The sequence below is a fragment of the Pseudomonas xanthosomatis genome (assembly GCF_019139835.1).
Lineage (GTDB): Bacteria > Pseudomonadota > Gammaproteobacteria > Pseudomonadales > Pseudomonadaceae > Aquipseudomonas > Aquipseudomonas fakonensis.
In genome coordinates, this window is the sequence record NZ_CP077075.1 from 2,274,643 (window position 1) to 2,294,286 (window position 19,644).

General features: G+C 63.5%; 15 protein-coding genes. 8 read left to right on the forward strand and 7 right to left on the reverse strand.

Translation table 11 applies throughout. The features are described 5' to 3' along the window. Nucleotides 1–3: 3 nt before the first annotated feature. Together minD and minC are read right to left on the reverse strand one after the other, a co-directional pair. Nucleotides 4–816 (reverse strand): septum site-determining protein MinD, encoded by an 813-nt coding sequence (gene minD / locus KSS93_RS10150; RefSeq protein WP_054893840.1) that lies wholly within the window; start codon nt 814–816, stop codon nt 4–6. 97 nt (nt 817–913) lie between these two features. Further along, on the reverse strand, nt 914–1,675 hold the full coding sequence (minC, locus tag KSS93_RS10155) for a septum site-determining protein MinC (RefSeq protein ID WP_217888161.1): 762 nt from the start codon (nt 1,673–1,675) through the stop codon (nt 914–916). Nucleotides 1,676–1,775: 100 nt separating this feature from the next. Here minC and KSS93_RS10160 point away from each other — a divergent pair, with 100 nt between their 5' ends. Both KSS93_RS10160 and KSS93_RS10165 read left to right on the forward strand, forming a co-directional pair. Then, nucleotides 1,776–2,711, forward strand: coding sequence for a lipid A biosynthesis lauroyl acyltransferase (locus KSS93_RS10160; RefSeq protein ID WP_217888162.1), 936 nt, complete (start codon nt 1,776–1,778; stop codon nt 2,709–2,711). A 144-nt stretch (nt 2,712–2,855) separates the two neighbouring features. Then, the gene (locus KSS93_RS10165; RefSeq protein WP_217888163.1) at nt 2,856–3,998 is read left to right on the forward strand and encodes a patatin-like phospholipase family protein; all 1,143 of its coding nucleotides are present in this window, start codon (nt 2,856–2,858) and stop codon (nt 3,996–3,998) included. 117 nt (nt 3,999–4,115) lie between these two features. Here KSS93_RS10165 and KSS93_RS10170 read toward each other — a convergent pair whose 3' ends face one another. The 4 genes from KSS93_RS10170 to KSS93_RS10185 form a co-directional block, all read right to left on the reverse strand. After that, on the reverse strand, nt 4,116–5,363 hold the full coding sequence (locus KSS93_RS10170) for an IS256 family transposase (protein WP_217884661.1): 1,248 nt from the start codon (nt 5,361–5,363) through the stop codon (nt 4,116–4,118). 333 nt (nt 5,364–5,696) lie between these two features. Continuing rightward, nucleotides 5,697–6,794, reverse strand: coding sequence for an IS630 family transposase (locus KSS93_RS10175; protein WP_217885335.1), 1,098 nt, complete (start codon nt 6,792–6,794; stop codon nt 5,697–5,699). A 627-nt stretch (nt 6,795–7,421) separates the two neighbouring features. Beyond that, entirely contained in the window at nt 7,422–8,237 is an 816-nt protein-coding gene (locus KSS93_RS10180) for an MlaA family lipoprotein (protein ID WP_217888164.1), read from the reverse strand. After that, entirely contained in the window at nt 8,230–9,528 is a 1,299-nt protein-coding gene (locus tag KSS93_RS10185) for an alpha/beta fold hydrolase family protein (protein WP_217888165.1), read from the reverse strand. The genes KSS93_RS10180 and KSS93_RS10185 overlap by 8 nt, the downstream gene beginning before the upstream one ends. A 209-nt stretch (nt 9,529–9,737) precedes the next feature. Here KSS93_RS10185 and KSS93_RS10190 point away from each other — a divergent pair, with 209 nt between their 5' ends. After that, entirely contained in the window at nt 9,738–10,106 is a 369-nt protein-coding gene (locus KSS93_RS10190; protein ID WP_217888166.1) for a hypothetical protein, read from the forward strand. Between the two features lie 131 nt (nt 10,107–10,237). Here the strand turns inward: KSS93_RS10190 and KSS93_RS10195 are convergent, their stop codons facing one another. Then, nucleotides 10,238–11,773, reverse strand: a complete 1,536-nt coding sequence (locus tag KSS93_RS10195) for a glycoside hydrolase family 17 protein (RefSeq protein WP_217888167.1) — start codon at nt 11,771–11,773, stop codon at nt 10,238–10,240. A gap of 236 nt (nt 11,774–12,009) precedes the next feature. On the opposite strand from KSS93_RS10195, the gene KSS93_RS10200 reads away from it, so the two are divergent. The 5 genes from KSS93_RS10200 (at nt 12,010) to KSS93_RS10220 (ending at nt 19,627) form a co-directional block, all read left to right on the forward strand. Further along, complete coding sequence (locus KSS93_RS10200; protein ID WP_217888168.1) at nt 12,010–12,870, forward strand: glycine betaine ABC transporter substrate-binding protein; 861 nt, start codon at nt 12,010–12,012, stop codon at nt 12,868–12,870. Nucleotides 12,871–13,085: 215 nt separating this feature from the next. Further along, the gene (locus KSS93_RS10205; RefSeq protein ID WP_217842283.1) at nt 13,086–13,397 is read left to right on the forward strand and encodes a DUF485 domain-containing protein; all 312 of its coding nucleotides are present in this window, start codon (nt 13,086–13,088) and stop codon (nt 13,395–13,397) included. Next, nucleotides 13,394–15,058 carry a cation acetate symporter gene (locus KSS93_RS10210; protein ID WP_217888169.1) on the forward strand — a complete coding sequence of 555 codons (1,665 nt, stop codon included), beginning with the start codon at nt 13,394–13,396 and terminating at the stop codon, nt 15,056–15,058. The genes KSS93_RS10205 and KSS93_RS10210 overlap by 4 nt, the downstream gene beginning before the upstream one ends. 329 nt (nt 15,059–15,387) lie before the next feature. Further along, nucleotides 15,388–16,014, forward strand: a complete 627-nt coding sequence (locus KSS93_RS10215) for a response regulator transcription factor (protein ID WP_217842285.1) — start codon at nt 15,388–15,390, stop codon at nt 16,012–16,014. 7 nt (nt 16,015–16,021) lie between these two features. Then, on the forward strand, nt 16,022–19,627 hold the full coding sequence (locus tag KSS93_RS10220) for a transporter substrate-binding domain-containing protein (protein WP_217888170.1): 3,606 nt from the start codon (nt 16,022–16,024) through the stop codon (nt 19,625–19,627). Nucleotides 19,628–19,644 lie beyond the last annotated feature (17 nt).

The window sequence follows — 19,644 nt, forward strand, 5'->3', positions numbered from 1 at the left end:
GGTTTACTTGCCTCCAAACAGTCGCGCGAAGAATCCTTGCTTCGGCACTTCAATGAACCGCAGGGGCTTTTCTTTGCCCAGCAGACGGTCAACGGTATCACTGTACGCCTGGCCGGCATCGCTCTGGTCGTCAAGGATGACCGGGATGCCCTGGTTGGAGGCCTTCAGTACGGCTTGCGATTCCGGAATCACGCCCTTGAGCTTGATCGCCAGGATTTCTTCGACGTCGGCGATGCTGAGCATTTCGCCCTTTTCGACGCGCTCCGGGTGGTAACGGGTGATCAGCAGGTGTTCCTTGATCGGCTCCTCGCCGTTCTCGGAGCGGCGCGACTTGCTCGACAGGATGCCCAGCATGCGGTCCGAGTCACGTACCGACGACACTTCGGGGTTGGTCACGACGATGGCTTCGTCGGCGAAGTACATCGCCAGGTGCGCGCCCTTTTCGATACCGGCCGGGGAGTCGCAGATGACGTAGTCGAACTGTTCTTTCAGTTCCATCAGGACTTTTTCGACGCCTTCTTGGGTGAGAGCGTCCTTGTCGCGGGTTTGGCTGGCGGCCAGCACGAACAGGTTCTCGAGGCGCTTGTCCTTGATCAGGGCCTGTTGCAGGTTGGCTTCGCCGTTGACCACGTTGACGAAGTCGTACACCACGCGGCGTTCGCAGCCCATGATCAGGTCGAGGTTACGCAGGCCGACGTCGAAGTCGACGATGACAGTCTTGTGGCCGCGCAACGCGAGGCCGGTACCGATGGCGGCGCTGGTGGTGGTCTTGCCCACACCCCCCTTGCCGGAAGTAACCACGAGAATCTTGGCCAAGGTGTTTCACCCCTAAATAATCGGGACAGGCGTCCCTGCAAATACAAAAAACGGCAACGGTAATGAAAGTTGCGCTAAAAATGCCGGCAAGTATCCGTTAAAGACGGGTGATGTTCAACACATCGCCGGACAGGCTGACCTGTACCGGCGCCCCCCATAGCGGGTCGCGGCGCAGGTCTTCGCAGACCCTGTACTGGCCGGCGATGGAGACCATTTCGGCGGTCATCTGCTGGCAGAAGATCCGCGCCTTGGTGTTGCCCTTGATGCCGGCCAGGGCACGGCCGCGCATGGCGCCGTACACATGGATGTTGCCGTCGGCCAGAAGTTCCGCGCCCGGGCTCACGGAGCCGGTGACGATCAGGTCGCCGCCCTGGGCGTAGATCTGCTGGCCGCCGCGCACCGGCGAGGTGATGATGCGCGTCGGGCGCACCTCGGGTTCGGCCGGGGCAGGGGGCGGTGGCGGCGCGGGTTCTGGCTTTTTCACCTCGGGCTCGGGCTCCAGCGGGCGCTCGCGGGCGCCGGACGGCGGCAGCACCGGCAGGTCGATGGCGATTGCCGCGGCGATGTCCTCGATGCGGCTGGCACGAATCGCCAGCGTGCGCAGGCCATGGTGGCGGCAGATGCGCATCAGCCCGGGCAGGTCGATGGCGCCTTCGTCTGCAGGCAGCTTGTCCAACGCCAGCACCAGCGGCGTATTGCTGAAGAAGTTCGGCGCCTGCACGACCTTGGCCGCCAACTGGCGGTCGAGGGACTCGAGGTCGTTGCGCGCCAGTTCCAGCACGGTGATGGCAAGCATGCTGCCCTTGAGCTGGAACACGGGGGCGGTGTCGGGTGTCTGGTTGGGGCTCATGGTCTGCATAGACGGCTTGTTGCGAAAAAAGTGCCCTGACTTATAGCGATAAGACCGATTGCCCGCAACCGATGTAGAATGCCCGGCCCTTGTCTTGCCGGAAGCTTCAATGGAACGCCCGCGTTTTCGTACCCTTTACCTTCACCCGCGATTCTGGGCCCTGTGGCTCGGCCTGGGGCTGCTGTGGCTGATCGCCCAGTTGCCCTACCGCGCACTGCTGGGGCTGGGGCGCGCTCTGGGCGCGGTGATGTACCGGCTGGCCGGCGAGCGCCGGCGCATTGCCGCCCGCAACTTGGAGCTGTGCTTCCCCGAGCTTTCCAGCGACGAACGGCAGCGCCTGCTGAAAGAAAACTTCGCCTCCACCGGCATCGCCTTCTTCGAGATGGCCATGAGCTGGTGGTGGCCCAAGGCCCGCCTGGCGCGCCTGGCGCACATCGAGGGCATCGAGCACCTGCAGGCCGCCCAGCGTGACGGTGAGGGCGCGATATTGATGGCGGTGCACTTCACCACCCTGGAAATCGGCGCCGCGCTGCTGGGCCAGGCCCACACCATCGACGGCATGTACCGCGAGCATGGCAACGCCGTGTTCGACTTCATCCAGCGCCGTGGCCGTGAGCGCCATAACCCCGACTCACTGGCAGTTGAGCGTGACGATGTGCGCGGCATGCTCAAGCTGCTGCGCAAGGGCCGGGCGATCTGGTACGCACCAGACCAGGACTACGGCGCCAAGCAAAGCATCTTCGTGCCGCTGTTCGGCATCCCGGCGGCCACGGTCACCGCCACCAGCAAATTCGCCCGGCTGGGCAAGGCGCGGGTGATCCCGTTCACCCAAAAGCGCCTGGAGGACGGCAGCGGCTACCGGCTGGTGGTGCACCCGCCGCTGGAGGGTTTCCCGGGTGAAACCGAAGAAGCCGATTGCCTGCGCATCAACCAATGGGTCGAAGGCGTGCTGCGCGAATGCCCCGAGCAGTACCTGTGGGCGCACCGGCGCTTCAAGTCGCGCCCTGAAGGTGAGCCGCGGCTGTACGACAAGAAAAAACGCTGACGGTTTCTGTTGCAGGGGCGGCCTCTTCGCGGGTAAACCCGCTCCCACAGGGGGCGTGTAAACCCTGAGCCCGGCGCTGTACCTGTGGGAGCGGGTTTACCCGCGAAGAGGCCGGCCCTGTCAACCATGATCCAGGAAGGAAGCATGACCCCAACCACCGGCCTGATCCTCTCTGGTGGCGGTGCCCGCGCCGCCTACCAGGTCGGCGTGCTCGCCGGCATCGCCGACCTGCTGCCGGCCGGCGCCGCCAACCCCTTCCCGGTGATCGTCGGCACCTCTGCCGGGGCGATCAATGCGGTCAAGCTGGCCAGCGGCGCCACCCGCTTCGCCGATTCGATACACCAGCTCACGGCCTTCTGGCAGAACTTTCAGAGCCACCTGGTGCTGCGCAGCGACTGGCCGGGGGTGATTCGCCAGGCCAGCCGCTTTGTCGGCCACAGCCTGCTGGGGCTCGGCGGCCAGTTGCCGGTGGCCTTGCTCGACAGCCGACCGTTGCGCGGCCTGTTGCACGAACACCTGAACCTGGACGGCATCGCCCATTCGCTGGCGGCCAACCAGTTGCGCGCCGTGGCCGTGACGGCTTTCGGCTATGAGTCGGGGCAGGCGGTGACCTTCTACCAGGGCCAGGGCGCCATCGAGCCCTGGCTGCGCCACCGGCGTATCGGTATGCCGACGCCGCTGACGGTCGACCACTTGCTGGCCAGCTCGGCCATCCCGTTGCTGTTTGCCCCGGTACTGTTGGGCGAGGAGTATTTCGGCGATGGCGCGGTGCGCCAGTCGGCGCCGATCAGCCCGGCGTTGCACCTTGGCGCCAGCCGGGTGCTGGTGGTGGGGGTCAGTGGCAACCCGCAGCGCCCGGCGCCGCCGTTGCCGACCCAGCGGGTGTTCAGTGGCAAGCAGCCCAGCCTGGCGCAGATTGGCGGGCACATGCTCAACAGCACCTTCATCGACAGCCTCGAGGACGATATCGAGTTGCTGCAGCGGCTCAATCACCTGAGCCATCTGCTGCCGGCGCACCTGGATACGCGGCGTTTGGGGTTGGCGCCGATCGAGGTGCTGGTGGTGGCGCCCAGCCAGCCGCTGGACGAGATTGCCGCACGGCACCGGCGGGAGTTGCCGGCGGCTTTACGCATGTTTTTGCGTGGGCCGGGGGCTACCAAGACCAGCGGGGCGGGGGTGTTGAGTTATTTGCTGTTCGAGGCGGGTTATTGCAGTGAGTTGATTGAGTTGGGGCGGCGGGATGCGTTGGCCAAGAAACGGGAGTTGTGTCAGTTTCTTGGGGTTTGAGGTTTTTTTGATTGTTTGTTTGTTTTGAAAATGTATGTGCATTCATTATTTGTAGGGGAGTGTCAGTTTTTTTGTGTGCGGGCCGGTAGCGGCCTGCCGTCAAGCAGGCCCTGATTTTCACCAGGTTGGCCTGATGAATCGATCCCCGTACAAAATCGCGAATTGATTCATCGCACTTTTCCAATCATGCGCCGCTGAGCCCCAGTTCGCCGTGATGTTTCTCAGACCCAGCCAGATCAGCTTGGTGGCTGCTTCATCGTTCGGGAAATGACCCCGGGTCTTGATGATCTTGCGCAGCTGGGCATTGATGCTTTCGATGGCATTGGTGGTGTAAATCACTTTCCGGATGGCCGGCGGGAAGACAAAGAAGGGGATCACTCGATCCCAAGCGCGTCTCCAGGCCGCAACGACCGTTGGATATTGCTTGCCCCAAGGCCCACTTTCAAACTCATCGAGCGCCTGCTCAGCCGCTTCGGCATTGATGGCCTGGTAGATCGGCTTGAGCGCCTTGGCCAGTGCCCGCCGCTTGTCCCAGGCTGCAAAGTCCAGGCTGTTGCGGATCAGGTGGACGATGCACGTCTGTAGCGTCGTCTCTGGAAACACTGCGCTGAGGGCCTCTGGCATGCCTTTAAGACCATCGGTCACGGCAATAAGGACATCGTCGACACCTCGCGTCTTGAGGTCGTTGAACACCTTCATCCAGAACTTCGCACCCTCGGTGTTCTCAATCCAGATGCCCAAGATATCGCGCGTCCCGTCCGGCAGAACGCCCAGCGCCAGGTAAATGGCCTTGTTGCGCACCAGGCCTTCCTCACGGATCTTCACCCGCAATGCATCAAAGAAAATGACCGGGTACATAGGCTCAAGCGGCCGCTGCTGCCACGCGCCGATTTCTTCCATGACCTCGGCGGTCACAGAGCTGATGAAATCGGGTGAAACATCCGTCCCGTACTGCTCGGACAAAAAGGCGCGGATCTCTCTGACCGTCATCCCACGTGCATACATGGCGATGATCTTGTCATCGAAACCGGTGTAACGCCGCTCATGCTTGGGAATCAGAATGGGCGCAAAACTGCCGTCTCGGTCACGGGGGATATCCAGCCGCAATGGGCCGTCCCCGGTTAAAACAGTCTTGCCACTCTTGCCGTTACGTTGATTGGTTTCATCCTCTGGGCGCTGCGCGCCCGGCGGATAACCCAGGTGATGGCCCAGCTCGGCACTCAGGGCGCGTTCGATCAGGGCCTTCTTGAACGCCGCAGAGGCATCCTCGATAGCTTCGGCAGTCATCAGGCCCTCACCGAACTGCTCTAGCAGCTCTTTGGGGATTTGGGGCAGGTCACGCAGGGGTTTCTTTTTGGTTGGCATACATGCACCTCTTACTCATGTTATGCCCGAACACAAAATTTCTGACACCCTCTTTGTAGTGACGCTTATTCACCTTTCCGCCCTTACGGCGGGTAACTTTTTGAAGGATCAAAAAGTCACCAAAAAATCCTCGCTCCATTCATACGGCCCCTGCGCTTCGCTCCGGGGTTCCCTCACTCCGGGCTTGCTCCGGGGGTACGCGCCGACGGGCCGTCCCTGGCCCGATCGGCGCTCGACCGGCATCCATGCCGGTCGCCCCCCTACGCAATCCCTGCGTTCGGCCTCCTGAAGTCGCGAAGTTAGTGGCGGCGCCTGAGCTGGCGCAGCTAACCGCTAGTGTCCCGTCTCAGATAAAACGTTCTTTTTCATCGCGCCTGCCATCGCGTCTCGGGCACTCTGGATCTTGCGCAAGATGTCTTCACCTTTCGCGTTCCAGACGTACCGGCAGGGCTGAGCGTTGTGCAGCGCCAAGAACGCGGTGATGGAGCTAGCCAGTTCGCGTGTCGAACTAAAGCTGCCATCGCGCAGGTAGACGGTGATGTCCCGGAAAAAGCGTTCAACCATGTTCATCCAGGAGCTTGAGGTCGGGGTGAAGTGCAGATGAAATCGTGGATGGCGTTTGAGCCATTCCTTGACGACCGGATGCTTGTGCGTGGCGTAGTTATCCACGATCAAGTGCAATTGCAGGTTCTTGGGTGTTTCCCGGTTGATCTTTTTCAGGAAAGCCAGCCACTCCTGATGCCGGTGCTGTGTTTCGATGCTGCTGATCAGCCGACCCTGGAGGTAATCCATGGCCGCGAACAGCGTTAGCGTGCCGTGACGAACGTAGTCATGGGTCTGTGTGCGGATGTGGCCAATGCCCAATGGCAAGCCTGGTTGCGTGCGTTGCAAGGCTTGAACCTGGCTCTTTTCATCGCAGCAGAGCACCAGCGCTTTATCCGGTGGCGCCAGATACAGTCCAATGACGTCCCAGAATCTCTCTTCGAAATGCGGGTCATTGGACAGTTTGAAGGTGCGAGTCAGGTGCGGTTTGATGTCGTTCGCGGCCCAAATTCGTTGGACGCTGGCAGGCGAAATACCGGCGACTCGCGCCATGCTGCGGCAGCTCCAACGAGGTTGGCCAATGCGTGGTTGAGTGACCTGCTCAAGCGTTCGTTTCAAAGCTTCGGCAGGTAAGGAAGTTTTGCGTCCTCGCCCAGGCAAATCCACTAAGCCTTGTAGGCGCTGGGCTTGAAAACGCTTGCACCAGCGGGTGATCGAAACAACGGAGAGGCCGGTCAATTCAGCGATTTCGTTACGTGAATGACCTTGAGCAGCCAGCAAGATTACACGCGCTCGGCGACCGTCGCGCTGGCTGATGGTCGCCGAGCGAACCCGCCGGCTCAACTCAACCTGCTCATCGTCACTGAGCACAATGGCTTGAGAGTTCACGGCTCCACTCCTCTTTGTGGCTGACCAACGAAGCGTAGCTCAAGTGGGTTAAGTTATTTCCGAGACAGGACACTAGTTGCCACCGTGGGAACTCAGGATTGAATCGGGGCAAGCCCGCTCCCACGCTTGAGTTTGGTACGCACAACTAACGTGGGAGCGGGCTTGCCGCGCGATTGCGTCAGAGCAGACAACACATCAATAACAATTAAACCGATATCCCAGCTCTTGATCTGGCTCTTGATCTGGCTCTTGATCTGGCTCTTGATCTGGCTCTTGATCTGGCTCTTGATCTTGCTTCTAAGCGCGCAATAGTTCAGGCAACACAAATCGCGACTTCAGGAGGCCGAGCGTAGGGATTGCGTAGGAGGGCGACCGGCATGGATGCCGGTCGAGCGCCGATCGGGCCAGGGACGGCCCGTCGGCGCGTACCTTCGGAGCAAGCCCGGAGCGAGGGAACCCCCGAAGCGCAGCGTAGGGGGCCGGATGATGGGAGCAGACGGTTTTGCTTACTTTTGCCACGACAAAAGTAAGCCGCCGTAAGGGCGGAAAGGTGACGAAAAGCCGCCATCGTCAACGAATGCGCATACATCTACCAAAGCAATCACGCTAAGCCCTAAAAACCCCCAATCACTCCGCAATCTGCAACCGCCGAGCCTGCGTATACACATACCGCACCTTCTCATACTCAAACGGCGAATTGGTCTGCCCATACCGGAAGTTGGTGGTGTAGCGCTTGTCCACCGCCCGCAGCAAGGTGATCTCCGGATGATCACTGGCCGTATCCGGCACATCCAGGTAATTCACCGCCTGCTCACCCGCGTAGTCCACCACCAGCCCGGTAGTGTCCCGCAGGTTCGAAGGCCCGAAGATCGGCAGCATGATGTAAGGCCCCTCCGGCACCCCATAGAACCCCAGGGTCTGGCCAAAGTCCTCGCTCTGGCGTGGCAGCCCCATCTTGGTCGCCGGGTCCCACAGCCCGCCCACGCCAATGATGGTGTTGAACATCAGGCGCGCGGTGATCTCGGCCGAACGCTTGGCCTTGAGCTGCAACACACTGTTGAACAGGTTCGGCACATCACCCAGGTTGTTGAAGAAGTTGCTCACCCCGGTACGCACAAAGCCCGGCGTGATGTAACGGTAGCCATCGACCACCGGCAGGAACACCCACTGGTCGAAGCGGTAGTTGAAGTGGTACACGCGCCGGTTCATCGACTCCAGCGGGTCGTAGATGTTCAGCGCGCCTAGGGTGGAGCGCTCGAACTCGCGCTGGTCCAGCCCCGGGTTGAATTTCAGCTCGCGCAGCGGGTCGAGAAACCCGTCTTGTTCGGCGGAAAGGGTGCCGATGTTGTCAGCCTCGACCACGCTGGCGCGCGGCGCGACCTCTTCGGCCAGGGCGTGGCCGCTGGCGAGCAGGGCAGTGATGAGCAGCAGGCGGTTAACCACGGAAGAACTCCAGCATGGCGTCGCTGTTGACGCGGTAGTTGAGGTTGCCGCAGTGGCCACCATGGGGGTACAGGGTCAGGCGCTCGCCGAATACCCGGCGCAGGAAACCGATATCGCCAGGGCCGAGGATCACGTCATCGGCATTGTGCATCACGGCGATCTTCGGGCTGTTGTGCAGGTAGTCTTCCAATGCGTACAGGCTCACCTGGTCGACCAGTTGCAACAGGCTGTTGCCGTCGGTGCGGGCGCGCCACATCGGGATCACCTGTTCGGTCAGGTAGCAGTCGAAGTCGCATTGCAGGGCACGCTTGAAGAACGGCGTAAGGCTGCTGCCCTCGGTGATCGGGTATTTGGGCGGGATGATCAGGCCGCGGCGGTTGATCAGGTCGGAGGTAAAGGCGATGTCGGCCGCCGAGAAGCGGAACGAGGTGCCGATCAGCATGGCCATCTGTTCGTTGGACAGGTGCTGGCGGGACTTCTGGAAGTCATACAGCAGCGCCTCGTTGAGGTCGATATAGCCCTTGTCCTGGAAGTAGCGGGTGAGTTTTTCCAGCATCAGCTCATAGAAGGTGGTGCTCTTGTCGATCCCTTTCACCCGGGTTTGCACCAGCTTGTCCAGGTTGCTGATGGACGTGTACAGGTTGACCGGCGGATTGAGCAGCAGCACGCGCTTGAAGTTGAAGCTGCGCCGGGTTTCGTCCAGGTGGCTGACGAACGCCGCGTCCAGCGCACCCAGGCTGTAGCCGCTCAGGTAGAACTCGCTGATCGGCAGGCGTGGGTGCTGGGCACGCACTGCCTGCATGACCCGGTACAGGTCTTCGGCGTCCTCGCGGGACACGCCCGGGGTGGCGAAGCGCGAGGCGGCGCTCATGAAGTCGTAGCTGGTGGGGGAAGACAGCTGCACCACGTGGTAGCCGGCCTGGTAGAACAGCTTTTTCAGGTATTCGTTGATCGAGCTGGAGTAGGGCGCGCCGGTACCGGCGATCAAAAAGATCAGCGGTGCCTCGTGGTCCTGCTTGGCCAGGCGGTAGCGCAGCTTCTTCACCGCCCAGAAGTTGTCCGGCAGGGTGAATTCGCGCTCCGGGCGCAGGTTTAGGCTGTAGTCGGCCTGGTCGATCTCGTCGTCGCTGGGCAGCGTCGGGCGCTGCTCCGGCGGGGTGGTGGCGATGGTCGCCTCGAACGGGTTGGTCAACGGGTAGCCGTAGCTGGCGGCGTCGATATCCCGCGCCGAAGCGGTTGCCGCCATGAGCAGGCCACCCAGCAGGGCGACGAGGCGCAAAGGTCGAAACATTATATTCCCCCAGGAATAGGTGATGCGGTACGCAGGCTAGGACCACGGGGCGCTTGGCAAAGTTGCCGGGTGCGCGGTTGTTTGTGGCGCCAGAGGTTGCCGTGCCGGCAAGGGCGTTTTCAGCAACATAGCTGGATGGCCATGATTTTGCCTTAAGACATGCCCTAAGCGATCATGCAGCGTTTCGATGACTGCTATTGGAGAACCGGATGTCTCGTTCGCTGCAGGCTGCGGCCTTGCTGTTGTTCCTGGCCGGATGGCTGGCTGCCAGCTATGGCGTGCGCTACGGGCTGATGGAAGATGCCCGCTGGGTCGGGCTGTGCACGGTGCCGGGTGAATACTGGCAATGCCAGGTGCGTTCGCTGTTGGGGCTGGGTATTCATTTTCAGCTGATCGCCTGGGGCGCGTTGGGTCTGGCGTTGCTTGCGCAGCTGGTGGCGAAGCGGCCCGGCTGGTGGCTGGCACTGCTGGCGCTGGTGTTCGGGCTGCCGGCGCTGGTGCTGTATACCGCCAGCATTGGCGTGTTTGCGGTGGTGCTGGCGGGGTTGCGCTTGGTCAGGCAACCAAGCAATGGCTGAAAGGGGCCGCTGTGCGGCCCAATCGCGGCACAAGGCCGCTCCTGCAGAATTGGATCAAGCCTCAGGCCGAGAGGATCTCTGTGGGAAGCGGCCTTGTGTCGCGATCGAGGACGAAGCCCTCGCCTGCGGCCTCAAGCCTGGCGCAGCCGCAAACTACGCCAAAGTGCCGCCACCATCAGCATACTGACCAGCGCCCAGCCCCAGGCCTGCTGGTTCTCCAGCCCCTCGCGCCACAACTGCGGCGCCACCCCGGCGCCCACGATCAGCGCCAGCAACGCCACCTCGGCGCGCCGCGCCGGCACCGGCCGCAGCAGGTACACCACCGCCGGCAGCAGCAACGCCGCGCTTGGGAAGCTGCGATAGCGCGGGTCGAACACCATCGCCAGCATGCTCACCGCTGCAGCAAAGCCGGCCGCCAGCAGCCATTTGCCGCCATGCGCTTCAAGCCAGGCGAACAGCCGCTGGCGCCAGCCCTCGCGGCGGGCAAGGGCCAGCGCACCATGGGCCAGCACCAACAGGTTGAGCCCGGCCAGCACCACCGCCCACAACCATTCCCCGGCAAACCGCGCGTTGGTACGCATCAGCTCGCCCCACAGGCCCAGGCTGGCGGCACCCAGCGCGGCCAGCAGCGGCAGCAGCAGGGCGGCGCGGTTGTCGGCCGGGCGCCCGGCCAGCACCAGCGTGGCCAGCCACAGCAGCAGCGAAGCCAGCAACCACTGCGGCCACAGCGCAAGGTTGCTCACCGGCCCTTCGAGCACGCCCTTGTCCTGGCGGTCGGCGTCGTATAGCCCCCAGTAACCGCCCACGGCGCCTTCGCTGGCGCGCTTCCATGGCTGGTCGAAGGCCTCGATCAGGTTGTAGTGCCAGCCGTTGGCCTCGGCCAGGGTGACGAACCCGCGAATGAACAGCGCCTCGTTGACCCGGCTGGGCACGGCGGTCTCGCGTTGGCGGCCCTCGCTGGGCCAGCCGGTTTCGCCAATGAAAATGTCCTTGGGCGCAAAACGCTTGCCGAACACCTGGCGCACGTCGGCCACATGGGCCAGCGCCGCCTCGATGCCGCGCGGGTCGTCCTCCCAGTAGGGCAGCAGGTGGATGGTGAGGAAGTCCACCGCCGGTGCGATCTCTGGGTGCTGTAGCCAGAACTCCCACACGTCGGCGTAGGTCACCGGCACCTTCACCTGGCTTTTGACCCGCTGGATGAGCCCGGCCAGGCGTTCGCCGGTCACCTCCTTGCGCAGCAGCGTCTCGTTGCCGACGATCACCGCGCTGACCACGTCAGGGTTGGCGTTGGCGGCGGCGATCAGCAGGTCGACTTCCTGCTCGGTATTGACCGGGTCGGCGTTCACCCAGGCGCCGAGCATCACCTTCAGCCCGTGCTTGCGGGCCAGGGCCGGGATGGCTTCCAGGCCGGTTTGCGAGTAGGTGCGGATGCACTGGAAGCGCTCGGCCAAGAGCGCCAGGTCGGCGTCCATGCGTGCCGGGCGCAGGCGAAACGGCTGGTCGAACGGCGACTGGTCCTTGTCGAACGGGGTGTACGAGGCGCATTGCAGCTTGTGCGTGGGGCTGGCGGCGTCGGGCAGGTGCACCGGCCGGCCCAGGCCGTACCACAGGGTGGCAAGGCCGGTGAGGGCGAGCAGGCAGGCAAGCAGGTAGCTAAGGCGGGGCATCGGGCGGTCCGTCGTCTGATTCGATTGCGAGAGGCCGGTACAGGCCACCCAAAGCCTGTGATAGTAGCCCGGCGCCAAGTGTTTGGCATGCAAGGATCGCGCAGGCCGGCCCGGGGCGATGGCGCTAATGGCACAGTGCTGTCGCTGATCGTTCGGTAAGTGTCGCTGACAGATCAGGTCCGGCGGCGGGTCAGGTCGATGATGCAATCTCCAAGACCTGACGAGGGAATGCTTTGATGGCTACTTTTACAAGAATGCGCCGTTTCCTGGGTGTAGGCACTGCCGTGGTGCTGGCCATGGGCGCTGCCCAGGCCATGGCCAAGGAAGTGAGCATCGGTTACGTGGATGGCTGGTCCGACAGTGTGGCGACCACCAACGTGGCCGCCGAAGTGATCAGGCAGAAACTCGGCTACGACGTGAAGCTGCAGGCTGTGGCCACCGGCATCATGTGGCAGGGCGTCGCCACCGGCAAACTCGACGCCATGCTCTCGGCCTGGCTGCCAGTCACCCACGGTGAGTACTGGGCCAAGAACAAGGATAACGTGGTCGACTACGGCCCCAACTTCAAGGATGCCAAGATCGGCCTGATCGTCCCCGAATACGTCAAGGCCAACAGCATCGAAGACCTCAAGACCGACGCCAGCTTCAAGCAGAAGATCGTCGGTATCGATGCAGGCTCCGGTGTGATGCTCAAGACCGAGCAGGCCATCAAGGATTACGACCTCACCGGCTACAAGCTCACCGCAAGCTCCGGCGCTGCGATGACCGCAGAGCTTGGCCGTTCCTACGCCAAGCAGCAGTCCATCGCGGTGACTGGCTGGGTGCCGCACTGGATGTTCGCCAAGTGGAAGCTGAAGTTCCTCGAAGACCCCAAAGGCGTGTACGGCGCGGCTGAAACGGTCAACAGCATCGGCAGCAAGGAGTTGGCCACCAAGGCCCCGGAAGTGGCCGAGTTCCTCAAGAAGTTCAGCTGGCAGTCCAAGGACGAGATCGGCGAGGTGATGCTGGCCATCCAGGAGGGCGCCAAGCCTGAAGCGGCGGCCAAGGACTGGGTGGCCAAGCACCCGGAGCGGGTCAAGGAGTGGACCGGTAAATAACCGCTGACAGGCAGCGCCAGATCGCGGGGCAAGCCCGCTCCCACGGGTTGTCGAAGGTTCAGGTGGGAGCGGGCTTGCCCCGCGATGCGTTGGTGGTTGTTACAAAATCTGCAAAACACCGTTGCATCTAAGACTAAGGTCGTCTGGTTGGCGTTCAACGGCAGCATAAAGTGGAGTCGGGTTCTCCCTACATCTGTGCTGCTAGGACAAAAACAATGAACGACAGCATTTACCTCTCGATACAGAACAGTCCGCGCTTCAAGGAACTGGTCACCAAGCGCGAGCGCTTCGCCTGGATTCTCTCGGCGATCATGCTCGGCCTCTACTGCGCCTTCATCCTCCTCATCGCCTATGGCCCGCAGGTTCTGGGTGCCAAGCTCAGCCCCGAGTCGTCGATCACCTGGGGCATCCCGCTGGGGGTCGGCCTGATCCTCTCGGCGTTCGTGCTCACCGCCATCTACGTGCGTCGCGCCAACGGCGAGTTCGACGAGCTGAACAAGGCCATTCTCGAGGAGGCCAAGCAATGATCCGTCACGCCAAGACCCTGGCAGTACTGGCCTGCGGCGCGTTTGCACCCGCCGTGTGGGCGGCCGATGCGCTGACCGGCGAGGTGCAGAAACAACCCCTTAACGTGGCGGCTATCGCCATGTTCGTGGCCTTCGTCGCCTTCACCCTGGGGATTACCTACTGGGCCTCCAAACGCAACAAGTCGGCCGCTGACTACTACGCCGCCGGCGGCAAGATCACCGGTTTCCAGAACGGCCTGGCGATCGCTGGCGACTACATGTCGGCGGCCTCGTTCCTGGGGATTTCCGCGCTGGTGTTCACCTCGGGCTACGACGGCCTGATCTACTCCATCGGCTTTTTGGTCGGCTGGCCGATCATCCTGTTCCTGATCGCCGAGCGCCTGCGCAACCTGGGCAAGTACACCTTTGCCGACGTGGCCTCGTACCGCCTCGGGCAGAAGGAAATCCGCACCCTGTCGGCCTCCGGCTCGCTGGTGGTGGTGGCCTTCTACCTGATCGCGCAGATGGTCGGCGCCGGCAAGCTGATCGAGCTGCTGTTCGGCCTGGACTACCATGTTGCGGTCATCCTGGTGGGCATCCTGATGTGCCTGTACGTGCTCTTCGGCGGCATGCTGGCGACCACCTGGGTGCAGATCATCAAAGCCGTGCTGCTGCTGTCCGGTGCCAGCTTCATGGCGCTGATGGTGATGAAGCACGTGGGCTTTGACTTCAACACGCTGTTCTCCGAGGCGATCAAGGTGCACGCCAAGGGCGAGGCGATCATGAGCCCGGGCGGCCTGGTCAAGGACCCGATTTCGGCCTTCTCGCTGGGCCTGGCGTTGATGTTCGGTACTGCGGGTCTGCCGCACATCCTGATGCGCTTCTTCACCGTCAGTGACGCCAAGGAAGCCCGCAAGAGCGTGCTCTACGCCACCGGCTTCATCGGCTACTTCTACATCCTCACCTTCATCATCGGCTTCGGCGCGATCCTGCTGGTCAGCACCAACCCGGACTTCAAGGACGCCGCTGGCGCCCTGATCGGCGGCAACAACATGGCCGCGGTGCACCTGGCTGATGCCGTGGGTGGCAGCGTGTTCCTCGGCTTCATCTCGGCGGTGGCCTTCGCCACCATCCTCGCGGTAGTCGCCGGCCTGACCCTGGCCGGTGCCTCGGCGGTGTCCCACGACCTGTACGCCAGCGTGTGGCGCAAGGGCAAGGCCAACGACAAGGACGAGATCCGCGTGTCGAAAATCACCACCGTCGCCCTCGGCGTGCTGGCGATCGGCCTGGGCATCCTGTTCGAGAAGCAGAACATCGCCTTCATGGTCGGCCTGGCCTTCTCCATCGCCGCCAGCTGCAACTTCCCGGTACTGCTGCTCTCGATGTACTGGAAGAAGCTGACCACCCGCGGCGCCATGATCGGCGGCTGGCTGGGCCTGGTGAGTGCGGTGGGCCTGATGATCCTCGGCCCGACCATCTGGGTGCAGATCCTCGGCCACGAGAAAGCCATCTACCCGTACGAGTACCCGGCGCTGTTCTCGATGATCATCGCCTTCGCCGGTATCTGGTTCTTCTCGGTCACCGACAAGTCCAAGGCCGCCGAAAACGAGCGCGCGCTGTTCTTCCCGCAGTTCGTCCGCTCGCAGACCGGCCTGGGTGCCAGCGGTGCGGTTTCCCACTGACCCTTGCCTGAAGTAACGACAACGCCCCGCCTGCCGGGGCGTTTTCGTTTCTGCGCTTGGGAAATTTCCCGGTGCAGCTCGGAGCGCTCCTCACGACCCTGGCCGGATTTGCACGAATAATCCCTCGCTCCAGCCTGTGGGTGTTGCATCTGTCTTTAGGAAATTTCTCTTTTGAATTGGGAAGCGTCCTGCATTCAGCGGCCGTGCACCCGTGGAAAATGCTGGTTGATATCGTTTGGCCATGATCGTCATCGACGCAGGCGTGGCCAAACGAGCATCGGCAACCCATTTTCAAGGGCTGGGCCCTTGGCACCGTGAGGGACAACGACATGCACAAGGCACTGGTGGTCGACGACCATCCCTTCATCCGCTCCAGCGTCTGCCTGCAACTGCGCAACGACCGCCTGAAAGTGGTCGGCCAGGCCGACAATGGCGTCGACGCCGTACGCCTGGCCCGCGAACAGAAGCCCGACCTGGTAATCCTCGACATCACCATCCCTGGCCTTGACGGCCTGCAGGTGCTGTCACGGCTGCGGGCCATGGAACAACCCCCCAAGGTGCTGATACTCACCTCGCAACTGGCCGACTTCTTCTCCCTGCGCTGCATGAAGGCCGGGGCGGCAGGCTTTGTGTCCAAGAGCGACGACCTGCGCGAACTGAGCAAGGCGGTACTGGCCCTGCGTTCGGGCTACACCTACTTCCCCGATGTGGCCCTGAGCTCGGTGTGCCGCCAGGACATGACCACCAGCGAGGCCGAACGCCTGGCCCGCCTCAGCGACCGCGAAATGATCATCCTCCAGCACCTGGCCCGGGGCCTGAGCAACAAGACCATCGCCGAGCGCATGCTGCTGAGCAACAAGACCATCAGCACCTACAAGGCGCGCTTGCTGGACAAACTGCGGGTCGGTTCGGTGGTCGAGCTGGCCGACCTGGCCCGGCGCAATCTGCTGGTATAGGTGCGCGGTGCGACTTGCATGGCTGGTAGTGCTTGGCCAGTTGCTGTGCTACCCGGCTGTACTGGCCGCCATGCCGCAGCCGCAGCTGTATGGGCGCGCCGTGCTTGAGGGGCGCCGGCTGGAGCCGACCGAGGCACAACTGCGCTGGTTGTGGCAGCGTCGCGAACTGAAGCTTGCGGTACTGCGCGCCGACAACCCGCCCCTGGATATTCTTGGCGTGGGGCACGAGTACGAGGGCATCAGCGCCGACTACGCCGGGCTGATTGCCGAGCACCTGCAGCTCAGGGTCGAGGTGGTGCCGTTCGCCTCGCTGGATGAAGCGCTGGCCGCCGTGCGCACTGGCAAAGCCGACCTGCTGGCCAGCATCACCGCGCAGCAGGCCGCGGACGCCGGCCTGCTGCTGTCGGCCGGCTACGCCGACGATCGCCCGATACGGGTAGCCCGTGAGGATGACGAACATGGCTGTGCGTCCAGTACGCCCCTGCGCCTGGCCATGCGTGAAGGTTATCGCAGCCTGGACAGCATCCTTGCGGTGTACCCGCAGGCCCAGGTGCAGGTGTACCCCTCGGTACGCGAGGCCATGGGCGCCTTGACCTTCGGCCAGGCCGACCTGTACCTGGGTGGTGCGCTGGAGAGCCACTACCAGCTGGGCAAGGGCCTGTTGCGCAGGATCGAGGCAATCGACTGCCCGGCCTTGCCCAGCCAACCGTTGGGCTTTGCCTCGGCACCCTTCAACGAGCCGCTGCATGCTTTGGTAGAAGCGGTGCTGGCGAGTATCCCGGCCACTCAGCACCAGCGCATCCTGCAACGCTGGGCCGGGCAGGGCGTGGTGGAGCGCACCCCCTTGCAACTGAGCGAAGCCGAGCGGCGCTGGCTGCAGCGCCACCCGAAGGTTCGCGTGCTGCTCAACGAACACTACCCGCCGATCAGCTACCGCGATGGCGAGGGCAACCTGCGCGGCCTGGCAGTGGATGTGCTGCAGCGCATCGCCCGGCGCACCGGCCTGCAACTGGAACTCAGTGGCGGCGGCACCCTGGAGCGCATGCTCGAGGACGTGCGCCAAGGTAAAGTGGACCTGCTCGCCGGCATTACACCCAGTGAGCAGCGTGCCGACCACCTGGCATTCAGCCGTGCATTCGTCAGCTCGCCGCGAGTGCTGGTTACCCTCGACCGGCCAGGTGCACCCAGCAGTTTCGAGGAGCTGCAGGGATTGCGTCTGGCCATGACCCGCAGCGGTTTCCCCCATGAGTTTCTGCACCAGCATCACCAAGGTGTTCAACGGGTCGATGCCGATGGCCCGGTAGATGCGGTATGGCGGGTTGCCAGCGGCCGCGCCGATGCCGCCCTGGTACCGTTGATCGGCGCCCAGGCGCTGACCGAGCGCATGTACCCCACACGCTTGAAGGTCAGCGCCAGCCTGCCGCTGGAACCTGCCTATTTCACCTTCGCCAGCCGGCGCGGGGCGCTGGAGCTGCAGTCGATCCTGAACAAGGCCCTGCTGAGCCTCTCGCCCCAGGAACTGGACACACTGGGCAGGCGCTGGCGCAACGAGGTGATCGTCGCCGACAGCTTCTGGCAGCGTTACCGCGTGCAGGTGCTGCAGGGTTTCGCAGCTGTAGCCTTGGCGCTGCTGTTGGCCCTGGCCTGGGTGCGTTACCTGCGCCGGCTGGTGCGGGTGCGTGAGCGCGCCGAGCAGGCCCTGGCTCATCAGTTGGCGTTCATGGGGGTGATGATCGACGGCACCCCGCACCCCATTTACGTGTGTGATCGCCGCGGGCGGCTGCAGACCTGCAACAGCAGCTACCTGCAGGCGCTGGGCAAGGCCCGCGACGAGGTGCTCGGGCAGCCGATCGGCCTTGATGAGGCCTGCGCCTGGCAGCGCGGCTGGAAGCAGGTGCTGGACGACGGGCAGGCGCGGGTCGAGGATTGCCAGGTGGTACTGGCCGAGGGCCGTGAACTGACGCTGTATCACTGGATGCTGCCCTACGGCTGCAACCAGGAGGGCGGAGTCATCGCCGGTTGGGTCGACGTTACCGAACGCCAGTGCCTGCAGGCCGAATTGTTGGCGGCCAAGGTTGAGGCCGACGATGCCAACCAGGCCAAGACGCGTTTTCTGGCGACCATGAGCCACGAGATCCGCACCCCCATGAATGCCGTGCTGGGCATGCTCGAACTGGCCCTGCGCAAGGCCGAGCAAGGGGTACTCGACCGCTTGTCGATCGAGGTGGCCTCGGATGCTGCACGCAGCCTGCTGGAGCTGATCGGCGACATCCTTGACGTGACCCGCATCGAGTCCGGCCACCTGACGCTCAACCCGCAACCGCTGGCGCTACGCGAGCATGTGGCCGGGGTGGTCCAGCTGTTCGAGCAACAGGCACGGGCCAAGGGCCTGCAGCTTTCGCTGGAGCTGGAGGGACCGGTGGAGCTCGAAGTGCTGCTCGACCCGCTGCGTTTCAAGCAGGTGCTGGCCAACCTGATCAGCAATGCCATCAAGTTCACCCACAAAGGCGGGGTGCGGGTGGCTTTGCGCGCCACCTTGCAGGCCCGCCAGCTGGCGCTGCAACTGACCATCGAGGACAGCGGCATCGGCATCCCCGAAGCGGACCTCGCGCAGCTTGGCGGGCTGTTCTGGCAGGCCAGCAACAACCAGCAGTCCGGGCGGCGCGGCGCAGGCCTGGGGCTGTCCATCAGCCGTACGCTGTGCGAACTGATGGGCGGGCACATGCACCTGCGCAGCACCCAGGGGGTGGGCACGCGCATCGATATCAGCCTGGCGCTCGAGCGCGTGCTGGCCAGCGAGGCGCCGCCGGAGCCTGTGCAGGAGGCCTGTGAGCCTGACGCTACGGTGAGCCTGAGGGTACTGGTAGTGGACGACTACCCGGCCAACCGCCTGCTGCTGGCCAACCAGCTGGGCTACCTCGGCCACCGCGCCTGCGTCGCCGAACATGGCGCACAGGCCTTGCGCCTGTGGCTCGAGCAGCCGTTCGATGTGGTCATCAGCGACTGCAACATGCCGGTGCTGGATGGCTATGGGCTGGCCCGGGCCATCCGCCTGCATGAGCGTCGGGACGTACGTGCGCGCTGCCGGATACTGGGGTTGACGGCCAACGCCCTGCCCGAGGAGCACCAGCGCTGCCGCGCCAGCGGCATGGATGACTGCCTGTTCAAGCCAGTCGGCCTCAAGCGGCTGGTCCAGGCGTTGGCTCAGGGGCAGGGCAACGCTGTTCGTTGCCTTGAACTCGAGCCACCTGCGCCCGGGGCGGCACTTGACCTGAGCAGCCTGGAGCGCCTGACGGCGGGTGATGCAGAGGCGTTGGCCGCGTTGCTGGCCGACTTGCGCCAGAGCAACCAAGAGGACTTGCAGGCGTTCAACCTGCATGCCGAGCGGGGGGATGTGGACGGGCTGGCGCTGCTGGCCCATCGGGTCAAGGGTGGCGCGCGGATGGTCAGGGCGCAGGGCTTGATCGAGGCCTGCGAGCAGGTCGAACGAAGCTGCGCCCTTGGTGTGGTGCCCGTGGCGCATCTGGACGCCGTGCGCCTGGCCATGGGGGCGCTGGAAACACTGTTGGCAAGCTACTGCGCGGGCCAGGCTGCGGACGCTACTGGCCTGTGAGCCCGCGTGAGGAGAGA

Coding starts and splice junctions, on each gene's coding strand:
- KSS93_RS10165 (WP_217888163.1), top strand. CDS start 2,856: ATGACCCCAACCACCGGCCTGATCCTCTCTGGTGGCGGTGCCCGCGCC.
- KSS93_RS10205 (WP_217842283.1), top strand. CDS start 13,086: ATGAACGACAGCATTTACCTCTCGATACAGAACAGTCCGCGCTTCAAG.
- KSS93_RS10185 (WP_217888165.1), bottom strand. CDS start 9,528: ATGTTTCGACCTTTGCGCCTCGTCGCCCTGCTGGGTGGCCTGCTCATG.
- KSS93_RS10200 (WP_217888168.1), top strand. CDS start 12,010: ATGGCTACTTTTACAAGAATGCGCCGTTTCCTGGGTGTAGGCACTGCC.
- KSS93_RS10160 (WP_217888162.1), top strand. CDS start 1,776: ATGGAACGCCCGCGTTTTCGTACCCTTTACCTTCACCCGCGATTCTGG.
- minC (WP_217888161.1), bottom strand. CDS start 1,675: ATGCAGACCATGAGCCCCAACCAGACACCCGACACCGCCCCCGTGTTC.
- KSS93_RS10170 (WP_217884661.1), bottom strand. CDS start 5,363: ATGCCAACCAAAAAGAAACCCCTGCGTGACCTGCCCCAAATCCCCAAA.
- KSS93_RS10190 (WP_217888166.1), top strand. CDS start 9,738: ATGTCTCGTTCGCTGCAGGCTGCGGCCTTGCTGTTGTTCCTGGCCGGA.
- KSS93_RS10215 (WP_217842285.1), top strand. CDS start 15,388: ATGCACAAGGCACTGGTGGTCGACGACCATCCCTTCATCCGCTCCAGC.
- KSS93_RS10210 (WP_217888169.1), top strand. CDS start 13,394: ATGATCCGTCACGCCAAGACCCTGGCAGTACTGGCCTGCGGCGCGTTT.
- KSS93_RS10195 (WP_217888167.1), bottom strand. CDS start 11,773: ATGCCCCGCCTTAGCTACCTGCTTGCCTGCCTGCTCGCCCTCACCGGC.